This window comes from Mesorhizobium sp. M0019 (genome assembly GCF_040323975.1).
Lineage (GTDB): Bacteria > Pseudomonadota > Alphaproteobacteria > Rhizobiales > Rhizobiaceae > Mesorhizobium.
In genome coordinates this window covers 115945-132765 of sequence record NZ_JAMYVK010000008.1, presented here as the reverse complement: position 1 = coordinate 132765, position 16821 = coordinate 115945, and the positions used below count along the sequence as shown (strand labels likewise).

Sequence of the window (16821 nt, the reverse complement as noted above, 5' to 3'; positions counted from 1 at the left end):
ATGGATTTCTTCAACGCCATCGTGCAGGTCCTGGACTCGACCATCCGCCTGTCGGTGCCCTTGCTGCTCGCCTGCCTCGCCGGCCTCTATTCGGAGCGCGCCGGCGTCTTCGACATCGGGCTCGAGGGCAAGATGCTGGTCGGCGCCTTCGCCGGTGCGGCCGCCGCCTCGGTCTTCCACTCGGCCTATCTCGGCCTCGGCATGGCCATCCTCATTTCGGTTGCCTTCGCGCTGATCCACGGCTTTGCCTCGATCACCCATCGCGGCAACCAGATCGTCTCGGGTGTCGCGATCAATTTCATTGCCGCCGGATCGACGATCATGCTCGGCCAAGCCTGGTTCCAGCAAGGCGGGCGCACGCCGGCGCTGGCCGCCGGCGAGCGGTTCGAGGCAATCACCTGGCCGGGCGCGGAGGCGTTCAGGAGCGTGCCGATCCTCGGGCCGATCTATTCGGAACTCATCTCCGGCCATTCCGTGCTGGTCTATCTCGCCTTCCTGGCCGTGCCGTTCACCTGGTGGGTGCTGTTTCGCACCCGCTTCGGCTTGCGCCTGCGCGCCGTCGGCGAGAACCCCGCCGCCGTCGACACCGCCGGCATATCAGTCGCCTGGCTGCGCTACCGGGCGCTGATCTGCACCGGCGTGCTCACCGGCATTGCCGGCGCCTATCTGTCGATGGTGCAGAATGGCGGCTTCGTGAAGGACATGACCGCCGGCAAGGGCTACATCGCGCTGGCCGCGCTGATCTTCGCCAAATGGAAACCGGTCAACGCCATGTTCGCCTGCCTGCTGTTCGGCTTCCTCGACGCGGCGTCGATCCGCCTGCAAGGCACGCCACTGCCAATGATCGGCAAGGTGCCGGTGCAATTCATGCAGGCGCTGCCCTATGTGCTGACCGTCATCCTGCTTGCCGGCTTCATCGGCAAGGCAATCCCGCCGCGCGCCGGCGGCGTGCCGTATGTCAAGGAACGCTGATCTATCATGGCTCAAGATCTGTTCGAAGCGGCGAAAGCCGCCATGGCCAAGGCCTATGCGCCCTATTCGAAATTTCCGGTCGGCGCGGCGTTGCGCACCGAGGACGGCCGTGTCTTCACCGGCGCCAATGTCGAGATCGCGTCCTATCCGGAGGGCTGGTGCGCCGAAACCACCGCGCTCGGCCACTACGTCATGGGCGGCGGCGGCAAGATCACGGAAATCGCCGTGATCGCCGAACGCGTGGCAAAATGCTCGCCCTGCGGCGGCTGCCGGCAGCGGCTGGCGGAATTCTGCCGGCCGGAGACGAAATTCTATCTCTGCGATGATAGCGGCGTGGTTGAGACCGTGACCATGGGCGAGTTGCTGCCATACGGGTTTGAAGGCGATGTGCTGAAATGAAGGAAGCGCTCGATCACCTCGTCGAAAGGCTGGACGGGCTGGCGCCGACCACCGCCTTGGTGCTGGGGTCAGGGCTTGGCGGGCTTGTCGACCAGGTCGAGGATGCGGTGCGCATCTCCTACGCCGACTTGCCGGGGTTTCCCCGAAGCGGAGTCAGCGGCCATGCCGGCGAGGTGGTGGCGGGGCTCTTTGCCGGCACGCCGGTGCTGATGCTGTCCGGCCGGGCGCATTATTACGAGCACGGCAACGCGGCGGCGATGCGGCCGGCACTCGAGGTGCTCGCCGGCCTCGGCATCTCCAGGCTGATCCTCACCAACGCCGCCGGTTCGGTCGATCCCGGGATGGGCCCGGGCTCGGTGATGCTGATCACCGATCACATCAATTTCTCGGGCTCCAACCCGCTGATCGGCGAACCGAGCGACCGCCGTTTCGTCGGCCTGACCGAAGCCTACGACGCCGCTCTCCGCTCCGCCATCGAGCAGGCGGCGAAGGCCACCGGTACCACGCTGCACAAGGGCGTCTATATGTGGTTCTCCGGCCCATGCTTCGAGACGCCCGCCGAGATCCGCATGGCGCGCGTCATGGGCGCCAACGCGGTCGGCATGTCGACGGTGCCGGAGGTCATTCTCGCCCGCTTCCTTGGGCTGCGCGTCGCCGCGTGTTCGGTCGTGACCAACCTTGCCGCCGGCATGACCGGAGCCGAGCTGTCGCACCAGGAGACCAAGGACATGGCGCCGGTCGGCGGCGCGCGGCTGGCGACCATTCTGCAGCGTGTTTTTCAGGACGGGCTTCCGGAGCACAAGGTCGACGCCTGATGCTTCCACAGGAAATCATCCGCCGCAAGCGCGATGGCCAGAAGCTCTCGGCTGAGGAGACAGCGTTCTTCATCGAGGGTCTGACCGCCGGCACAGTCACCGACGCGCAGGTCGGCGCCTTTGCCATGGCGGTGTTCTTCAACGGCATGAGCCGCGACGAGGCGGTGGCGCTGACTATGGCGATGCGCGATTCCGGCGATGTGCTCGACTGGTCGGATCTGCCCGGCCCGGTCACCGACAAGCATTCGACGGGCGGCGTCGGCGACAACGTCTCCTTGATGCTGGCGCCGATCGTCGCTGCCTGCGGCGCCTATGTGCCGATGATTTCCGGCAGGGGTCTCGGCCATACCGGCGGCACGCTGGACAAGATGGATGCCATCCCCGGCTATATCAGCCAGCCGGATGTTGCGCGCTTCCGCAAGACCGTGCTCGAAACCGGCTGCGCCATCATCGGCCAGACCGCCGATCTGGCACCCGCCGACGCCAGGCTCTACGCGATCCGCGATGTGACGGGAACGGTGGAATCGGTGCCGCTGATCACCGCCTCGATCCTGTCGAAGAAGCTGGCGGCCGGCCTTGGTTCGCTGGTGCTCGATGTCAAGGTCGGCAACGGCGCCTTCATGGAGAAATCGCGCGACGCAACCGCACTGGCCAACAGCCTGGTCGACGTCGCCAATGGCGCCGGCCTTAAGGCCTCGGCGCTGGTCACCGGCATGAACGAGCCGCTGGCGTCCGCCGCCGGCAATGCGGTCGAGGTGCGCAACGCCGTCGATTTTCTCACCGGCCGCTTTCGCGACCGGCGGCTGGAGGACGTGACGCTGGCGCTGGCCGCCGAGATGCTGCAATCGGCAGGCCTGGTGTCGTCCAACCAGGACGGCCTGCGCCGCGCCGCCGAAACGCTGGCCGGCGGCCGCGCCGCTGCCGTCTTCGCGCGCATGGTGGCGGCACTGGGTGGTCCCGTCGACTTTGTCGACAATCCGGAAAAATATTTGCCGAAAGCGGCAACGGAATTCGCGGTCAAGGCGAGCGCGAACGGCTTTGTCACCGGCATCGCGACCCGCGAGATCGGGCTTGCCGTGGTCGGGCTTGGCGGCGGGCGGACGCGGCCCGACGACAGGATCGATCACGCCGTCGGCATCACCAGGCTGTTGCCGGTCGGTGCTGAAGTGCGGGCCGGCGAAGCGCTGGCGCTGGTCCATGCCCGTAATACCGGGGATGCCGAAGCGGCCGCGGCCGCCGTGCTTTCGGCCTATATGATCGGCACTTCCAGACCGGCCACGGAGAAAACCGTCATCCGGCGGATCCTGCCGCGCGGGTAGAGCCATTCCGATGGTATCGGATGGGCTCTATCGTTCTTTGGACCACGATCTTGTCCGAAAACCGGTCCCCACTTTTCGCTGGCGCGGACCTGCGGTTCGGGATCACGTTCTACTGAACCAGCAGCAGCTTGCCGTCTTCGACCTGGTATTTTTCGAGCCGCTGCAGAAAGCTCATGCCGATCAGGTTGGTGTGCAGCGCCCTGTCGTCGAGCACGACGGCCTCGACGCCCTCGACGGTGATCTTGCCGATCTGCAGGCGATCAATCGTCACCACGGCGGCCTTGATCGCACCATTGGCGGTGTTGACCTGATGGCTGAAGTCCGTCGAATTGAGCGAGATGCCGATCCTGCGCGCAGTCGAGGTGTTGATGGCGACGAGCGTGGCACCGGTATCGATCATGCCGTCGATCTGGCGGCCGTTCAACTTGAAGACCGACATGAAATGCCCGCGCGAGTCCGCGGTGACGACGACCTTGCGGCCGAGCGGCTGCGGCGTTGTGGGCCTGTCCGGGACGGCGGCGAGATTCAGGTCGGTTTGTGTGTCGGCCGGCCTGGCTCCGATGGCGGATTTCAACAGCCGCTCGATTACCTGTGAATTGGACTGATACACGATCGGCAGCGATGCCGACGTTCCGGCAAACACGCCAAGGATGAGGAGCTTGCGCAGCATGGACCGGCCTTTGTGGTTGCCGATCCTTAGTCCGACATGGTGATTGCCGCTTTAACGAGTGCGGAAACCAGCCGTTTGCGTAAACAATCGGTAAACGGATCTATTTGGTGCCGTACATGCGGTCGCCGGCATCGCCGAGACCCGGCATGATGTAGCCCTTTTCGTTGAGCTGGCGGTCGATGGAAGCGGTGAAGACCGGAACATCGGGATGCGCCTGGGTAAACCGCTCGAGGCCCTCTGGTGCCGCCAGCAGGCAGAGGAAGCGGATGTTGGTGGCACCGCGGCCTTTCAGCTTGTCGATCGCCGCGATCGCCGAATTGGCGGTCGCCAGCATCGGGTCGACGACGATCACCAGCCGGTCGGCGAGGTCGCCCGGCGCCTTGAAGAAATACTCGACCGCTTCCAGCGTCTCATGGTCGCGATAGAGGCCGATATGGGCGACACGCGCCGCCGGCACCAGATCGAGCAGGCCTTCGAGCAAGCCGTTGCCGGCGCGCAGCACCGAGGCGAAGACCAGTTTCTTGCCCTCCAGCGTCGGCGCCTCCATCGTCTCGATCGGCGTCTCGATCGTAGTCGTCGTCAGTTCCAGGTTGCGGGTGACCTCGTAGCCGAGCAGCAGCGAGATCTCGCGCAGCAGCCGCCGGAAGCCGGCCGTCGAAGTTTCCTTCTTGCGCATGATGGTCAGCTTGTGCTGGACAAGCGGATGGTCGACGACGGTAACGCCCTTCATGGTGTTCTCCAACTGCGCAGGTGAATAGTGAATGGTGAATAGTGAATAGTGAACTGGTTTGCGAGTCCTTGGTTGCGCGGAAAACTCGCGGTTGACGAACCGAAGCGCCGGGTGAACCATTCACCATTCACCATTCACCATTCACCATTCACCATTCACCATTCACCATTCACCTGCCCTTGGCGCCGAGCCTGCCCAGCAGCACCGCCCTGGTCTTCCTGTCGACGAAGGCTGCCTCGATGGCCGTCCTGGTGACGGCGGTGAGCGCCTTGTCGTCCATCGCAAAATGCTCGGCAGCGATGTCGTATTCGCGTTTCAGCGAGGTCCAGAAATAGGGCGGGTCATCGGAGTTGAGCGTCACCTTGCAGCCCGCTGCCCGCAAGGCGGGGAAGGGATGGTCGGCGAAGCTGTCGAAGATTTTCAGGGCGATGTTGGAGCCAGGGCAGCATTCGAGCACGACGCCTTCGTCGGCGATGCGCCGCACAAGCTCGGGGTTCTCGATGGCGCGCACGCCATGGCCGATGCGAGACGGGCGGATGTGGTCGAGTGCCGCCTCGACGCTCTCCCAGCCCATCAATTCGCCGGCATGGACGGTGATGCCGAGGCCGGCCTCGCGGGCGATCTCGAAGGCCCTGACATAATCTTCCAGGTCGCCTATCCGCTCGTCGCCGGCGACGCCGAAACCGGTGACCAGCGGATGCCCGCAGCGCGCGGCGAAACGCGCCGCTCGCTCGATCGATTCGACACCGAAATTGCGCACGCCGGTGACGATCATGCGGCCTTCGATGCCGGTCTTCGCCTTGGCGCGGGCCATGCCTTCGCCGAGCGCGTCGGTATAGGCCTTCGGCGACAGCCCGGCCTTGCTGGCATGGTCGGGCGAGGTGAAAACCTCGGAATAGATGGCGCCGTCGCGGGCGAGGCTGGTCAGGTAATGATCGGCCAGCCGCGCATAGTCTTCTTCGGTGCGGAACAGGTCCGACGAGAAGTCGTAGGCGGCGAGGAAAGAGGTGAAGTCGTGCCAGACGAAGGAGCCGTCCTGGATGTAGGGCGAGGCATCCTTGCCGTATTTCTCAGCCTGGCGGAGGACGAGTTCAGGCGCCGCTGCCCCTTCGATGTGGCAGTGCAGTTCTGCTTTCAAAGGCATTCAATTATCCCGTCAGGCTTTTTCTTATGACGCAGGTTCCTCTCGGAAAACCGTGTGACACTTTTCCGGAACCTGCTTCGAAGCGCGGCCGAACACCGCGCCTTAAACAATAGCGCCCGCACCATCGATCGGCTATGGTCCCGCCGATTTTATGGCGGATCAAAACGATGTCGGTTGAAAGAACCACGGCTGCGGGCGGCATGGAAACCTCCTATGGTTTCAGGCGGGTAGGGCCAGGCGACAAGCAGTCCCTGGTCAATGATGTTTTCCACAAGGTGGCGAACCGCTACGACCTGATGAACGACCTGATGTCGGCCGGGTTGCATCGGTTGTGGAAGGACGCCATGGTCGCCTGGCTCAATCCACCGAAGCGGCCGGGCTGGAGCGTTCTCGACGTTGCCGGCGGCACCGGCGATGTCGCCTTCCGCATCGTCGAGGCGAGCGGCAGGCACGCTCATGCAACGGTTCTCGATATCAACGGCTCGATGCTCGCCGTCGGCCGCGACCGGGCCGAGAAAAAGGGCCTGTCGGCAAATACCGATTTCGTCGAGGCCAATGCCGAGGAACTGCCTTTTGCCAACGCTACTTTCGATGCCTACACCATTGCTTTCGGCATCCGCAACGTGCCGCGCATCGATGTGGCGCTTGCCGAAGCCTATCGCGTGCTGAAGCCTGGCGGGCGCTTTCTCTGCCTTGAATTTTCCGAGGTAGAGATGCCGCTGCTCGACAAGGTCTATGAGGCATGGTCGTTCAACGCCATTCCGCGGATCGGCAAGGCGGTGACCGGCGATGGCGAGCCCTATTCCTATTTAGTCGAATCGATCCGCAAATTTCCCAATCAGGTGAATTTCGCAGCGATGATCTCCCGCGCCGGCTTCGACCGCGCCTCGTTTCGCAATTATTCCGGTGGCATCGCCGCGCTCCACTCGGGCTGGAAGCTTTGAGGCTGGCCCGTATCTTTCGTAATCAATGTGCTCTTCGCCGGTCCAGGAAATCGGCGGGGCAAAGCCAGCCATGAGCAGCATCGGCGCTGGTTTCAGGCTCGTGCGGGCCGGCTGGGTACTGGTCCGCGAAGGCGTCATCGCGGCTTTGCCCGGCGACGAGCTCTTCGGCCTGCCGAAATTCGGCTGGCGCATGGCCCGGCTATTCACCCGCCGTCGCGCGCTTGCCTACGAGCGCGGCGACCGGCTAGCCAAGGCGGTCGTGCGGCTCGGCCCATCCTACGTCAAGCTCGGCCAGTTCCTGGCGACACGGCCGGACGTCGTCGGCAATGACATAGCGCTCGATCTCGCCATGCTGCAGGACAAGATGCAGACGTTTGCGAAGGCCGAGGCCGTTGCAGCGATAGAAGCCTCGCTCGGACGCAAGATCGATGAGCTCTATGTCAGTTTCGGCGAGGCCGTCGCCGCCGCCTCGATCGCCCAGGTTCATACCGCCGAAGCCCTGCAGGACGGCGTCATTACCCGGGTAGCAGTAAAGGTCATCCGGCCGGGCGTGCGCCGCCGGTTCTTTCGCGATCTCGAGAGCTATTTCCTCGCCGCCCGGCTGCAGGAAAAATACATCCCGTCGTCGCGCCGGCTGCGGCCGGTCGAGGTGACCGAGACACTGGCCCAGACGACCAAAATCGAAATGGACCTGAGGCTGGAGGCGGCGGCTTTTTCGGAGCTCGGCGAGAATACCAAGGACGATCCCGGCTTCCGTGTGCCGTCGGTCGACTGGGAGCGCACCGGTCGTGACGTGCTGACCATGGAATGGGTCGACGGCATCAAGATGAACGATATTGCCGGCCTAGCCGCCGCCGGCCACGACCTGAAGGCGATTGCCGCCAACCTCGTTCAGTCGTTTCTGCGCCATACGCTGCGTGACGGTTTCTTCCACGCCGACATGCACCCGGGCAACCTGTTTATCGAAGCCGACGGCACCATCGTCGCCGTCGATCTCGGCATTGCCGGCCGGCTCGGCAGGAAGGAGCGCCGGTTCCTCGCCGAAATCCTCTACGGCTTCATCACGCGCGATTACCAGCGCGTCGCCGAAGTTCATTTCGAGGCCGGCTACGTGCCGCGCCAGCACAATGTCGCGGCTTTCGCCCAGGCGATCCGGGCGATCGGCGAACCGATCCACGGCCAGCCGGCCGAGACCATCTCGATGGCCAAGCTGTTGACGCTGCTGTTCGAGGTGACCGACCTCTTCGACATGGCGACGCGGTCCGAACTGGTGCTGCTGCAGAAGACCATGGTCGTTGTCGAAGGCGTCGCCCGCACCCTCGACCCGGCCTTCAACATGTGGAAGACGTCGGAGCCGGTGGTCAGCGGCTGGATTGCCCGCAATCTCGGCCCGCGCGCCCTGCTGGCCGATGCGCGCGACGGTGCCAACGCGCTGCTGGCGCTGGCCCGTCAGGCACCGGACCTCGCCGCCCGTACCGAGCGGCTGTCGCGTGAGATCGACCTGATGGCCGAAAACGGCCTGCGCTTCGACGAGGGGACGGCGGACGCGATCGGCAAAGCCGAGGCGCGCCACACCCGCTCCGGCCGGCTGGCGCTGTGGGTGATCGCGCTGACGCTGGTGTATATCGCCTGGCGTATATTCTAGCGCTTGTTGCAAAGTGATTGCATTGCTATCATTGCACTCAGCAATTCCGGGCAAGGTGCAATCAGATGGCCAGCATCACGATCCGCAACCTTGATGACGAGGTCAAGGACCTGCTGCGCCGACTGGCGGCGGAGAATGGCCGGTCGATGGAAGACCAAGCGCGGGTGATGATCCGCGCAGCGGTCGAAGGTCAGTTCGGTTCGGCCGGTCGCATCGACCAGATCGAGAAAACACTGCGCGAACTGACGAGTTCGCAGAGTCCAGCAACGCCGGTGGTCGCCGTCTCCAGCCCGCGAGGCATCCTCTCCGGCAAGCGCATCCTGCTGATCATCGGCGGCGGCATCGCCGCCTACAAGGCGCTCGACCTGATCCGCCGGCTGCGCGAGCGCGGTGCGGCAGTGCGGGTGGTGATGACCGCGGCGGCGCAGGAGTTCGTCACTACGCTGTCGGCCGGGGCGCTGTCCGCCGACCATGTTTTCACCGAACTGTTCGATCGGCAGGACGAGCACGACATCGGCCATATCAGGCTGTCGCGCGAGGCCGACCTTTTGGTCGTGGCGCCGGCCACCGCCGACCTGATGGCAAAGCTCGCCAATGGCCACGCCAACGACCTTGCCTCGACCGTGCTCATCGCCACCGACAAGCGAGTTTTGATGGCGCCGGCGATGAACCCGAAAATGTGGGCGCATCCGGCGGTCCGCCGCAACCGTGCGACGCTGAGCAAGGACGGCGTCGCATTCGTCGGCCCGGCGAAAGGCGAGATGGCCGAAAGCAACGAGGTGGGCGAGGGCCGCATGGCCGAGCCGCTGGAGATCGTCGCCGCGATCGAGGCACTGCTCGACAGCCGGCCAAAGCCGCTGGCGGGCAGGAAGATCATTGTCACCTCCGGGCCGACGCATGAACCGATCGATCCTGTGCGCTACATCGCCAACCGCTCGTCGGGCAAGCAGGGCCACGCCATCGCGGCGGCGCTGGCCAGGCTCGGCGCCGACGTGCGTCTCGTCTCCGGCCCGGTCGGCATTGCCGATCCGGCCGGCGTCGCCACGCTGCACGTCGAAACGGCCGTCGAGATGAAGGACGCCGTCGAGCAGTTGCTGCCGGCCGACGCGGCGGTGTTCGTCGCGGCTGTCGCCGACTGGCGCACTCAAAGTTCGGCCGGGGAAAAGATCAAGAAGACGGCGGGCGAGGGGCCGCCGGCGCTGCAGATGGTGGAAAATCCCGATATTCTTGCCGGTGTCGGACATCACAAAAAGCGGCCGATGCTGGTGGTCGGTTTCGCCGCGGAGACGCAGGATCTGGTCAGGAATGCCGAGGCCAAGCTTGCAAAAAAGGGTGCCGATCTTATCGTCGCCAATGATGTCTCGCATGAAGATGGTTCTCCGGGCGTGATGGGCGGCGACCGCAACAAGGTGCGGATCGTCTCAAAGGCCGGCGTCGAGGAATGGCCGGAGATGAGCAAGGACGAGGTGGCGACGCGGCTCGCGGCACTAATCGCCGACCGGCTGAAGCCGATCGTGGTCTAGTCAATCTCCCCCACGGAGATTGACAGCTTCGCCGGCTTCGTGTCGGTCGCCCCCGAAATCCGCAAGGCGGCGAGGCATCCCAGGATGCCGAGCGGTATGAAGGCGAGGAACAGCCAGGCGGCGACGTTCGCCGCGGCCTCGCGGTTCAGGCCTTCGGAAAAGCCGCTGGCGTTGGCGACGATGCCGGTCAGTGCCGCACCCACGGCATAGCCGATGCGCTGCATGGTCGGCACAGCGGCCGAGGCGATCGTCTGCTCGCCTTCCTTGGCCGATGCCACGATGACACGCGTGACGAACGGCCAGGCTATGCCGAAGCCGCCGCCTTGCAACAAAGCACAAAACAGGATCAGCGGGATCGAGCCGGCCGGCACCGTATAGGCGAAACCGGCGACGCCCGTGGCGATCATCAGCGCCCCGCCGACGATGATCAGCCGCTCGCGCTCCGGTGGCGCATTGGCGACGAGGATCGACAGGATCGACCAGGCGATCGATTCGGCGGCGATGATGTAGCCGGTGGTCAGGATCGGAATGCCGTGCAGGCTGGTCAGAAGCAGTGGTCCGTAGACCGCGAACGAGCAGGTCGCCACCGAAAACGCAGCGACCATGGTCATGCCCGCGCCGACCGGCGAGCGCCATGAGAACAGCCGCGACGGGAACAGGCGCGAGCGCGGCTTCAGTGCATCGATATGGATGAACAGCGCCAGGCCGATCAGGCCGAGGGTGAGCAGCAGCGACGAGCGCAGCAGGGCGATGTCGACGCCAGCGGTGGCGATCAGCACGACGCTGACGGCGAGGCAGCCAAGTGCCGCAAAGGGGAAGGGCGGCGCCGAGCCGCCCGTCGCCTGCGGCCTCGTTGCTTCAGGCGTATCGAGCACGAGGAAGCTTGCCAGCGCCATGGCCGTGCCGCCGAGGGTAAAGACGCCGAAGGCCCAGCGCCAGGACGAGAATTCGGTCATGACCGCGCCGAGCACCGGCCCGCTGAAGGCGGCGACACCCCAGATCGCCGACATGACGCCGAAAGCTGCGGCCAGATCGCGCGGGCAAACAGCCGCTCGACCGAGACGAAGGCCAGCGACACCAGCGCGCCGCCACCGAGCCCTTCGATCAGGCGGCCGCAGAGGAACAGCGGCATCGAAGGCGCGGTGGCGCAGACCAGCGCGCCGGCGGCATAGAGCATTGCGGCGACCATCATGTTGGTACGCAGCGCGACATAGCTCACCAGCCGTCCGGCGGCCGCACCGGCAACGATGGCGCCGAGCTCGTAGATCGCCAGCGACCAGCCGACCAGTTGCACGCCGGCGAGTTCGCCGACCATGGCCGGCATGACCGTTGCTACCATGGTTTCGTTGGTGGCGTGCAGCAGGATGCCGAGGCCGATGAAGCAGATGCGCGCCAGGTCGCCGCTCGCCCACAGCGCGCGCCAATCGACCCCGTTTGTGCTTGTTTTGGTCATCCAGTCCCCCGAGCTTCCCTAGACGCTGGTCTAAAATATTGGAGCGCTCTTCGTCTCCAAATGGGCACGCGGCGCTTCGGGGACGGCTTGTAAAACCTCAACCGCAGTTGAGTTCAAGCGGTTTCCGGTGTGCTGAGATGATGATGTAGGCCGGAAGCCAGGGTGATCGTGCATCTCGGCTCCACGATCAACCCGCTCTGCGGCGCAACTGATACTGGCTGACGCCGATTGCGATGTTCACGCCGTTCTACCAATCGATTTAGCAGCACCTCAACCGACGCATATCCCAGATACTGGTTGCCAGCTTCCGCAAATATGGTTAATATATTAGCAAGAAGAAATATTCCCGCTTACAGTCGTACTGGAGCACGACAATGGGCGCTGCCGATTTGCGCAGGCCAAGTATTGCGGCGATTCTGTGCGCCGCAGAGGGCCCTTCATCCGAAAGAGTCTTGTCACCCGAAAGAGTCTTGTCACCCGAAAGAGTCTTGGGAGGCCCGGCGGCTTAAAGCCGTTGCTGGCGGCCTCATAACTTCCGCATCCCCCACAGCATAATCGATCGAACCGAATCGAGGGCTTTGTTGCGCCCTCATGCTGCCGACCAGTGCCAGAGATGGCCTGCGCAGCACACTCTAGCTCTGGCAAAATCGGAGGAAAACATGATTATTGGATGTAGATGTAGTGGTTTAAAGGTGGCCGCGGCTGCGGCTTTCATGGGTGGGGCACTGTTGCTTGGAACAGGCGGAGCGCTAGCGCAGACCTGTCCCGGCGTATCGCAGACACAGTGCACGGACTTCTGCGGCACCGCTGGCGTGGCCTCCTGTACAAAGACGGGGTCGGTTCCGGACTGCGTGTGCAATGAGACCACGAAGGATGTGAATGGCAATGCGTTCGGCACGGCAACGCAGGATACGGCTGAAGGCCAAGGCAACATTGGCAACAAGACCGAGACGGCCTGCGAGGGTAATCCCGGCCACTGCAAGTAGTAATATCCGAAATTTTCGAATAAACATCTATGTATTTGGCTGTTGACGGGTTTATTCTATAGGTTCGTAGAATTCCTCTGCGGCACTGCCAAGTGCAGATTAAAGAGCTGGAAGGGACTACCTTTCCCTTCCGGCTCAGAGGTGGTCAGAACATGATGCGCAGCGTTTTGTTCGTTACGGTAATCCTCGGCGCGGCGGTAACGCCCGGGAGTTCCATGGGACCGACACCATCGGTGACTTCCGGCCAGGTTTTGTCGGCCTTCAATCAGCTCTCAGCTCTCCTCGAGCCGTCCTCCATCCGGCCCGATACCCCCGCCTATCGCACGCAAGCCGTGGAGCGCGGCGATATCGTCACAACGGTGCAGGCGGCTGGCACGCTGAACGCGCTAGTTATGGTGGAAGTCGGTTCTCAGCTCTCGGGTCGGGTGAAGGAACTCTATGTCGACTTCAACTCCAAGGTCACCAAAGGCCAGGTGATAGCCCGGGTTGAGCCGGAGATTTACGAAGCGAGAGTAGCGCAAGCCCTTGCCGAACGGGAGATGGCGCAAACGCAGGTTTCGGTACATCGGGCGCAGATCGAGCGGGCCAGGGCAGAGATGGAGACCGCCGAGGCCAGATATGATTCTGCAGCCGCACAGACTACACGCGCCGAAATCGCGCTCGATGGTGCGGCGCAGGAAGTGAACCGCAAACGTTCCCTGGCTAAGCAGAAGATCATCGCGGTGGGAGAATGGGAGCGGGAGAATACCGCGCACAATTCTGCCAAGGCGCAGGCGACTGCCGCCCAGGCCGAGGAACTGTCGCAATCGGCAGTCGTTCGAGCCGCCAAGGCGACCCTCAACATGGCAGAAGCGGAGCTCGCCAACACGCTTGCCCAGGTGAAGCAGAAGGAAGCGGTGCTTCAGCAGGCCCAAATTGATCTTGACCGCACCTATGTACGCGCGCCGGTCACCGGCACAGTGGTCAATCGCGCCGTCAGTGGCGGTCAGACCCTGGCGGCTAGCCTGCAGACCCCGATACTGTTCACCATAGCTCAAGACCTGACTGAGATGCAGGTGGAAGCTTCCGTGGTGGAAGCCGACATTAGCCGTTTTGCGCTCGGGCAGCCGGTTACTTTCACTGCCGATGCCTATCCCGACCGAATTTTCACCGGCACGGTAAAACAGATACGCAAGGCACCGCAGGTCGTTCAAAACGTCGTCACATACATAGTGGTGGTCGGTACGCAAAATTCCGATGAGCTGCTGTTGCCCGGCATGACCGCCAATCTGAGCGTGGTAATGGCCAAGCGACAGGGGGTCTTGAAAGTGCCCAATGCGGCCCTGCGTTTTCGGCCGCCGAGTGATACCGGGGACGAGGCGCGATCAACCGCGCCGGCCATTGCCAAAACGGGCGTAGAGGCGGGAAGCCCGGGCGAGGTATTTGTATTTGGGCCAGACCGCGAGCCGAAGCTTGTCTCGCTCCGGCTTGGAATCACCGACGGTCGTGCAACAGAGGTGCTGGCAGGCGACCTGACTGAGGGGCAGCAGGTCATTACGGGGCTTGCTACTGCTCCGCGTCGGGACGATGACGCGTCTTCCGTCCTGGTCAAGTTCCGGTTGTGGTGAGGTATTCATGGCTCTGATTGACGTCGACCGGCTGCGCCATTGCTACCGTGTTGGCGGAGAGCCGGTGTGGGCGCTCGAAGGGGTGAGCATGACGATTCAACGAGGCGAATTCGTCGCGGTGATCGGATCTTCAGGATCGGGCAAGTCTACCTTCATGAACATTCTGGGCTGCCTCGACAGTCCGAGTGAAGGCCGTTATCGGCTGAACGGGGTAGACGTCGGTGGACTCCATCACGATGAGCTCGCTGCGATCCGCAATCGCAACATCGGTTTCGTGTTTCAGTCGTTCAATCTGCTGCCGCGGGCCAGCGCACTAGAAAATGTGGAACTGCCGCTTGTCTATCGCCGCACGTGGACTGGTGAGCGGCGGCGCGCAGCGCTGGCAATGCTGGCCAAGGTAGGGCTCGCCGATCGGGCCAGACATACTCCTGCCGAACTCTCGGGCGGACAACAGCAGCGCGTTGCCATTGCCCGCGCCCTGGTGACGGAGCCTTTACTTTTACTGGCCGATGAACCCACTGGTGCGCTCGACAGCCAGACAGGGCTGGAGATCATGGCAATTTTCCGCCGACTCAATGGAGAGGGCCTGACGATTGTGCTGGTCACCCATGAGGCTGAGATAGCTGCCCATACGGATCGCATTGTAGCCTTTCGAGACGGCCGGGTTCTGTCAGACACCCCTGTCATACAGCAGGTCCGACCTTTGGATGACACTCGCCGTCTAGCGCTGGCGTACAACAATGTCCGGTAGCACAAGAACCGCCCTGCGATCATTACGCTCCCATCATATGCGCAGCGCGCTCACCATGTTGGGCATCATCATCGGTGTGGCCGCTGTCGTTGTGATGATCGCGATCGGGGTTGGTGCGCGCGAACGGATCACCGCGCAGATCCGCAGCCTCGGCGCCAATCTCATCAGCGTCAGTCCGGGCAGTGCGAAGATGGGCAGCGTCCGGCTTGGGGCCGGTGGCGCGCCGCGGCTGAGTGAAGAGGACGCGGCGGCGATCGGAATGGAAATCCCCGGCGTCGTGGTGGCGGCGCCACTCCTCTACGCCCGCGAGCAGTTCACGATCGGCTCCGCCAATTGGCAAGGCGTGCTTCGCGGCGTGACGCCGGAATATTTCTCAGCGCGCGAGTGGAGGGTTATTGCCGGGCAGGAGATGACCCCGGAGGACAACAACCGCGTCGCCAACGTGGTGCTCCTCGGAACGACGATGCGGGAGAAGTTGTTCGGAAAAGCCGATCCGCTGGGCGCCGCGATCCGCATCCGCGACGTGCCGTTCACGGTGATCGGACTGCTGGAGCGGAAGGGCCAGAGCGTGTGGGGCGATGATCAGGACGATGTGGCACTTGTGCCGCTGAGGACGGCGCGACGTCAGTTCATTGGCACGAGCCGTGCCAATCCGACCTTCGTACACAACATCACCGTCAAGTTCGCCGATTGGACCTCGGCCGAGGACACGATGGCAGCGATCCGCCAACTCCTGTGGCAGCGTCACCGGTTGCGGACGGGTCAGGAAGACAGCTTCATGGTGAGCAACCTCGCCGAAGCTGCGAATGCCGAAGGTTCGACCACACGCGTGGTGTCGCTGCTGCTTTCGGCGGTGGCCTCAATTTCGCTGGTCGTGGGCGGGATCGGCATCATGAACATCATGCTGGCGACGGTGACGGAGCGGGTCCGCGAGATCGGACTGCGGCTTGCGGTGGGCGCGCGACGGCGAGATATCCTTGCCCAGTTTCTCGTTGAGGCAGCAACGCTTGCCCTGCTCGGGGGTATTCTAGGTGCTGGTATTGGGATTGTTGCTGCAATCGCCGTTGGGTCTATCGCTCAATGGCCGGTGATCATCGATCTCAGCGCCGTCCTGCTGGCTATCGGCTTTGCCGCGGCTGTAGGCGTCTTTTTCGGCTACTATCCCGCCCGCAAGGCCGCAAGCCTACAGCCGATCGAAGCGCTGCGCGCAGAATGAGTTTGGCGCCACCGCGCGATCATCGGTCAATTTCGAAGCCGCATGGCGCCCAATCAAAAGGCTGCCACGCGCCGGCGACTACGCGGCGCGGAACCGTCCTATCCCGGCGCATGATGAAAGGCCACGGGCCGTATTTGCCAGAGGCCGCTATTTGAACGAATGGATCAGGTCCAGCGAAGTGACGGCGACCGCCAGGTTGACGCCGGTCTGTGCCTGGACACTGAGCGGCTGCAGCGAAAAGGCGCTGTCGAGGCCGCCGACCAGGAGATTGGCGCCGCCACCGGTGACCACGCTGGCCTCGGCGTTCACGCCATAATAGCTGCCGGCAAGGTCGCCTTCATCGTGGTTGCGGGTCGCCGCCAGAACCGCCCATACCAGCTGGCCCTGATGCGTCCGGCCGACATCGACGCCGAGCTTGGAAATCACCCCGGTATAGACTTCGGAGGGGCCGCCACGATGCGGACGAAAGACACAGGAAACACCCTTGTTGGAGGTGACGAGATAGGCTGTGCCGCCGTCGATGGTGCAGTCGAGCACGCCGAGCTGGAGCTTGCTGGCGCTGGCGGGAGCGGCAACGACGGTCGTGGCGAGAGCAGCGGCACAAGCGAGTTTCTTGATCATGGCAGGGTCCTTTCGAAATTGCCTTG

General features: G+C 63.6%; 14 protein-coding genes and 1 pseudogene. 10 read left to right on the top strand and 5 right to left on the bottom strand.

Annotation, left to right across the window (positions count from 1 at the left end):
• Genes NKK47_RS08900 through deoA form a run of 4 tightly spaced genes read left to right on the top strand, consistent with a single transcriptional unit; the run spans position 1 to position 3505 of the window.
• The gene (locus NKK47_RS08900; RefSeq protein ID WP_352576206.1) at positions 1-972 is read left to right on the top strand and encodes an ABC transporter permease; all 972 of its coding nucleotides are present in this window, start codon (positions 1-3) and stop codon (positions 970-972) included.
• A 6-nt stretch (positions 973-978) separates the two neighbouring features.
• Positions 979-1371, top strand: a complete 393-nt coding sequence (gene cdd / locus NKK47_RS08895) for a cytidine deaminase (protein ID WP_352576204.1) — start codon at positions 979-981, stop codon at positions 1369-1371.
• On the top strand, positions 1368-2186 hold the full coding sequence (locus NKK47_RS08890) for a purine-nucleoside phosphorylase (RefSeq protein WP_352568189.1): 819 nt from the start codon (positions 1368-1370) through the stop codon (positions 2184-2186). Before cdd ends, NKK47_RS08890 begins: the two co-directional genes overlap by 4 nt.
• Positions 2186-3505 (top strand): thymidine phosphorylase, encoded by a 1320-nt coding sequence (gene deoA, locus NKK47_RS08885; protein WP_352568188.1) that lies wholly within the window; start codon positions 2186-2188, stop codon positions 3503-3505. Before NKK47_RS08890 ends, deoA begins: the two co-directional genes overlap by 1 nt.
• Positions 3506-3614: 109 nt before the next feature.
• Here deoA and NKK47_RS08880 read toward each other — a convergent pair whose 3' ends face one another.
• The 3 genes from NKK47_RS08880 to NKK47_RS08870 form a co-directional block, all read right to left on the bottom strand.
• Entirely contained in the window at positions 3615-4175 is a 561-nt protein-coding gene (locus NKK47_RS08880; RefSeq protein WP_352568187.1) for a TIGR02281 family clan AA aspartic protease, read from the bottom strand.
• Between the two features lie 100 nt (positions 4176-4275).
• On the bottom strand, positions 4276-4905 hold the full coding sequence (gene upp / locus NKK47_RS08875; protein WP_023675320.1) for a uracil phosphoribosyltransferase: 630 nt from the start codon (positions 4903-4905) through the stop codon (positions 4276-4278).
• Positions 4906-5074: 169 nt separating this feature from the next.
• The gene (locus tag NKK47_RS08870; RefSeq protein WP_352454014.1) at positions 5075-6049 is read right to left on the bottom strand and encodes an adenosine deaminase; all 975 of its coding nucleotides are present in this window, start codon (positions 6047-6049) and stop codon (positions 5075-5077) included.
• 167 nt (positions 6050-6216) lie between these two features.
• Between NKK47_RS08870 and ubiE the strand changes: the two genes are divergently transcribed.
• From ubiE to coaBC, 3 genes are all read left to right on the top strand, one after another.
• Positions 6217-6993 (top strand): bifunctional demethylmenaquinone methyltransferase/2-methoxy-6-polyprenyl-1,4-benzoquinol methylase UbiE, encoded by a 777-nt coding sequence (gene ubiE / locus NKK47_RS08865; RefSeq protein WP_352576202.1) that lies wholly within the window; start codon positions 6217-6219, stop codon positions 6991-6993.
• A 70-nt stretch (positions 6994-7063) separates the two neighbouring features.
• Positions 7064-8638: a 2-polyprenylphenol 6-hydroxylase gene (ubiB, locus tag NKK47_RS08860; RefSeq protein ID WP_352576200.1), complete on the top strand. Its 1575-nt coding sequence runs from the start codon at positions 7064-7066 to the stop codon at positions 8636-8638.
• Positions 8639-8703: 65 nt separating this feature from the next.
• A complete protein-coding gene (gene coaBC / locus NKK47_RS08855) occupies positions 8704-10161 on the top strand; it encodes a bifunctional phosphopantothenoylcysteine decarboxylase/phosphopantothenate--cysteine ligase CoaBC (protein WP_352576198.1) in 1458 nt (485 codons plus the stop codon).
• Here the strand turns inward: coaBC and NKK47_RS08850 are convergent.
• A pseudogene (locus NKK47_RS08850) lies at positions 10158-11614 on the bottom strand (MFS transporter). The gene coaBC and the pseudogene NKK47_RS08850 sit on opposite strands and share 4 nt — an antisense overlap.
• Positions 11615-12752: 1138 nt before the next feature.
• On the opposite strand from NKK47_RS08850, the gene NKK47_RS08845 reads away from it, so the two are divergent.
• Genes NKK47_RS08845 through NKK47_RS08835 form a run of 3 tightly spaced genes read left to right on the top strand, consistent with a single transcriptional unit; the run spans position 12753 to position 16174 of the window.
• Positions 12753-14207, top strand: coding sequence for an efflux RND transporter periplasmic adaptor subunit (locus NKK47_RS08845; RefSeq protein ID WP_352576196.1), 1455 nt, complete (start codon positions 12753-12755; stop codon positions 14205-14207).
• Positions 14208-14214: 7 nt separating this feature from the next.
• Positions 14215-14958, top strand: a complete 744-nt coding sequence (locus NKK47_RS08840; protein WP_352576194.1) for an ABC transporter ATP-binding protein — start codon at positions 14215-14217, stop codon at positions 14956-14958.
• A gap of 37 nt (positions 14959-14995) precedes the next feature.
• The gene (locus tag NKK47_RS08835) at positions 14996-16174 is read left to right on the top strand and encodes an ABC transporter permease (protein WP_352576192.1); all 1179 of its coding nucleotides are present in this window, start codon (positions 14996-14998) and stop codon (positions 16172-16174) included.
• A gap of 147 nt (positions 16175-16321) precedes the next feature.
• Here NKK47_RS08835 and NKK47_RS08830 read toward each other — a convergent pair whose 3' ends face one another.
• Positions 16322-16795, bottom strand: a complete 474-nt coding sequence (locus tag NKK47_RS08830; RefSeq protein WP_023675329.1) for a DUF992 domain-containing protein — start codon at positions 16793-16795, stop codon at positions 16322-16324.
• Between the last annotated feature and the right edge of the window lie 26 nt (positions 16796-16821).

What these genes read in the sequence shown, in the direction of transcription:
- deoA (WP_352568188.1), top strand. Translation starts at nt 2,186, where the DNA reads ATGCTTCCACAGGAAATCATCCGCCGCAAGCGCGATGGCCAGAAGCTC.
- NKK47_RS08840 (WP_352576194.1), top strand. Translation starts at nt 14,215, where the DNA reads ATGGCTCTGATTGACGTCGACCGGCTGCGCCATTGCTACCGTGTTGGC.
- coaBC (WP_352576198.1), top strand. Translation starts at nt 8,704, where the DNA reads ATGGCCAGCATCACGATCCGCAACCTTGATGACGAGGTCAAGGACCTG.
- NKK47_RS08830 (WP_023675329.1), bottom strand. Translation starts at nt 16,795, where the DNA reads ATGATCAAGAAACTCGCTTGTGCCGCTGCTCTCGCCACGACCGTCGTT.
- NKK47_RS08890 (WP_352568189.1), top strand. Translation starts at nt 1,368, where the DNA reads ATGAAGGAAGCGCTCGATCACCTCGTCGAAAGGCTGGACGGGCTGGCG.
- NKK47_RS08880 (WP_352568187.1), bottom strand. Translation starts at nt 4,175, where the DNA reads ATGCTGCGCAAGCTCCTCATCCTTGGCGTGTTTGCCGGAACGTCGGCA.
- NKK47_RS08835 (WP_352576192.1), top strand. Translation starts at nt 14,996, where the DNA reads ATGCGCAGCGCGCTCACCATGTTGGGCATCATCATCGGTGTGGCCGCT.
- ubiB (WP_352576200.1), top strand. Translation starts at nt 7,064, where the DNA reads ATGAGCAGCATCGGCGCTGGTTTCAGGCTCGTGCGGGCCGGCTGGGTA.
- cdd (WP_352576204.1), top strand. Translation starts at nt 979, where the DNA reads ATGGCTCAAGATCTGTTCGAAGCGGCGAAAGCCGCCATGGCCAAGGCC.
- NKK47_RS08845 (WP_352576196.1), top strand. Translation starts at nt 12,753, where the DNA reads ATGATGCGCAGCGTTTTGTTCGTTACGGTAATCCTCGGCGCGGCGGTA.
- upp (WP_023675320.1), bottom strand. Translation starts at nt 4,905, where the DNA reads ATGAAGGGCGTTACCGTCGTCGACCATCCGCTTGTCCAGCACAAGCTG.
- NKK47_RS08900 (WP_352576206.1), top strand. Translation starts at nt 1, where the DNA reads ATGGATTTCTTCAACGCCATCGTGCAGGTCCTGGACTCGACCATCCGC.
- ubiE (WP_352576202.1), top strand. Translation starts at nt 6,217, where the DNA reads ATGTCGGTTGAAAGAACCACGGCTGCGGGCGGCATGGAAACCTCCTAT.
- NKK47_RS08870 (WP_352454014.1), bottom strand. Translation starts at nt 6,049, where the DNA reads ATGCCTTTGAAAGCAGAACTGCACTGCCACATCGAAGGGGCAGCGGCG.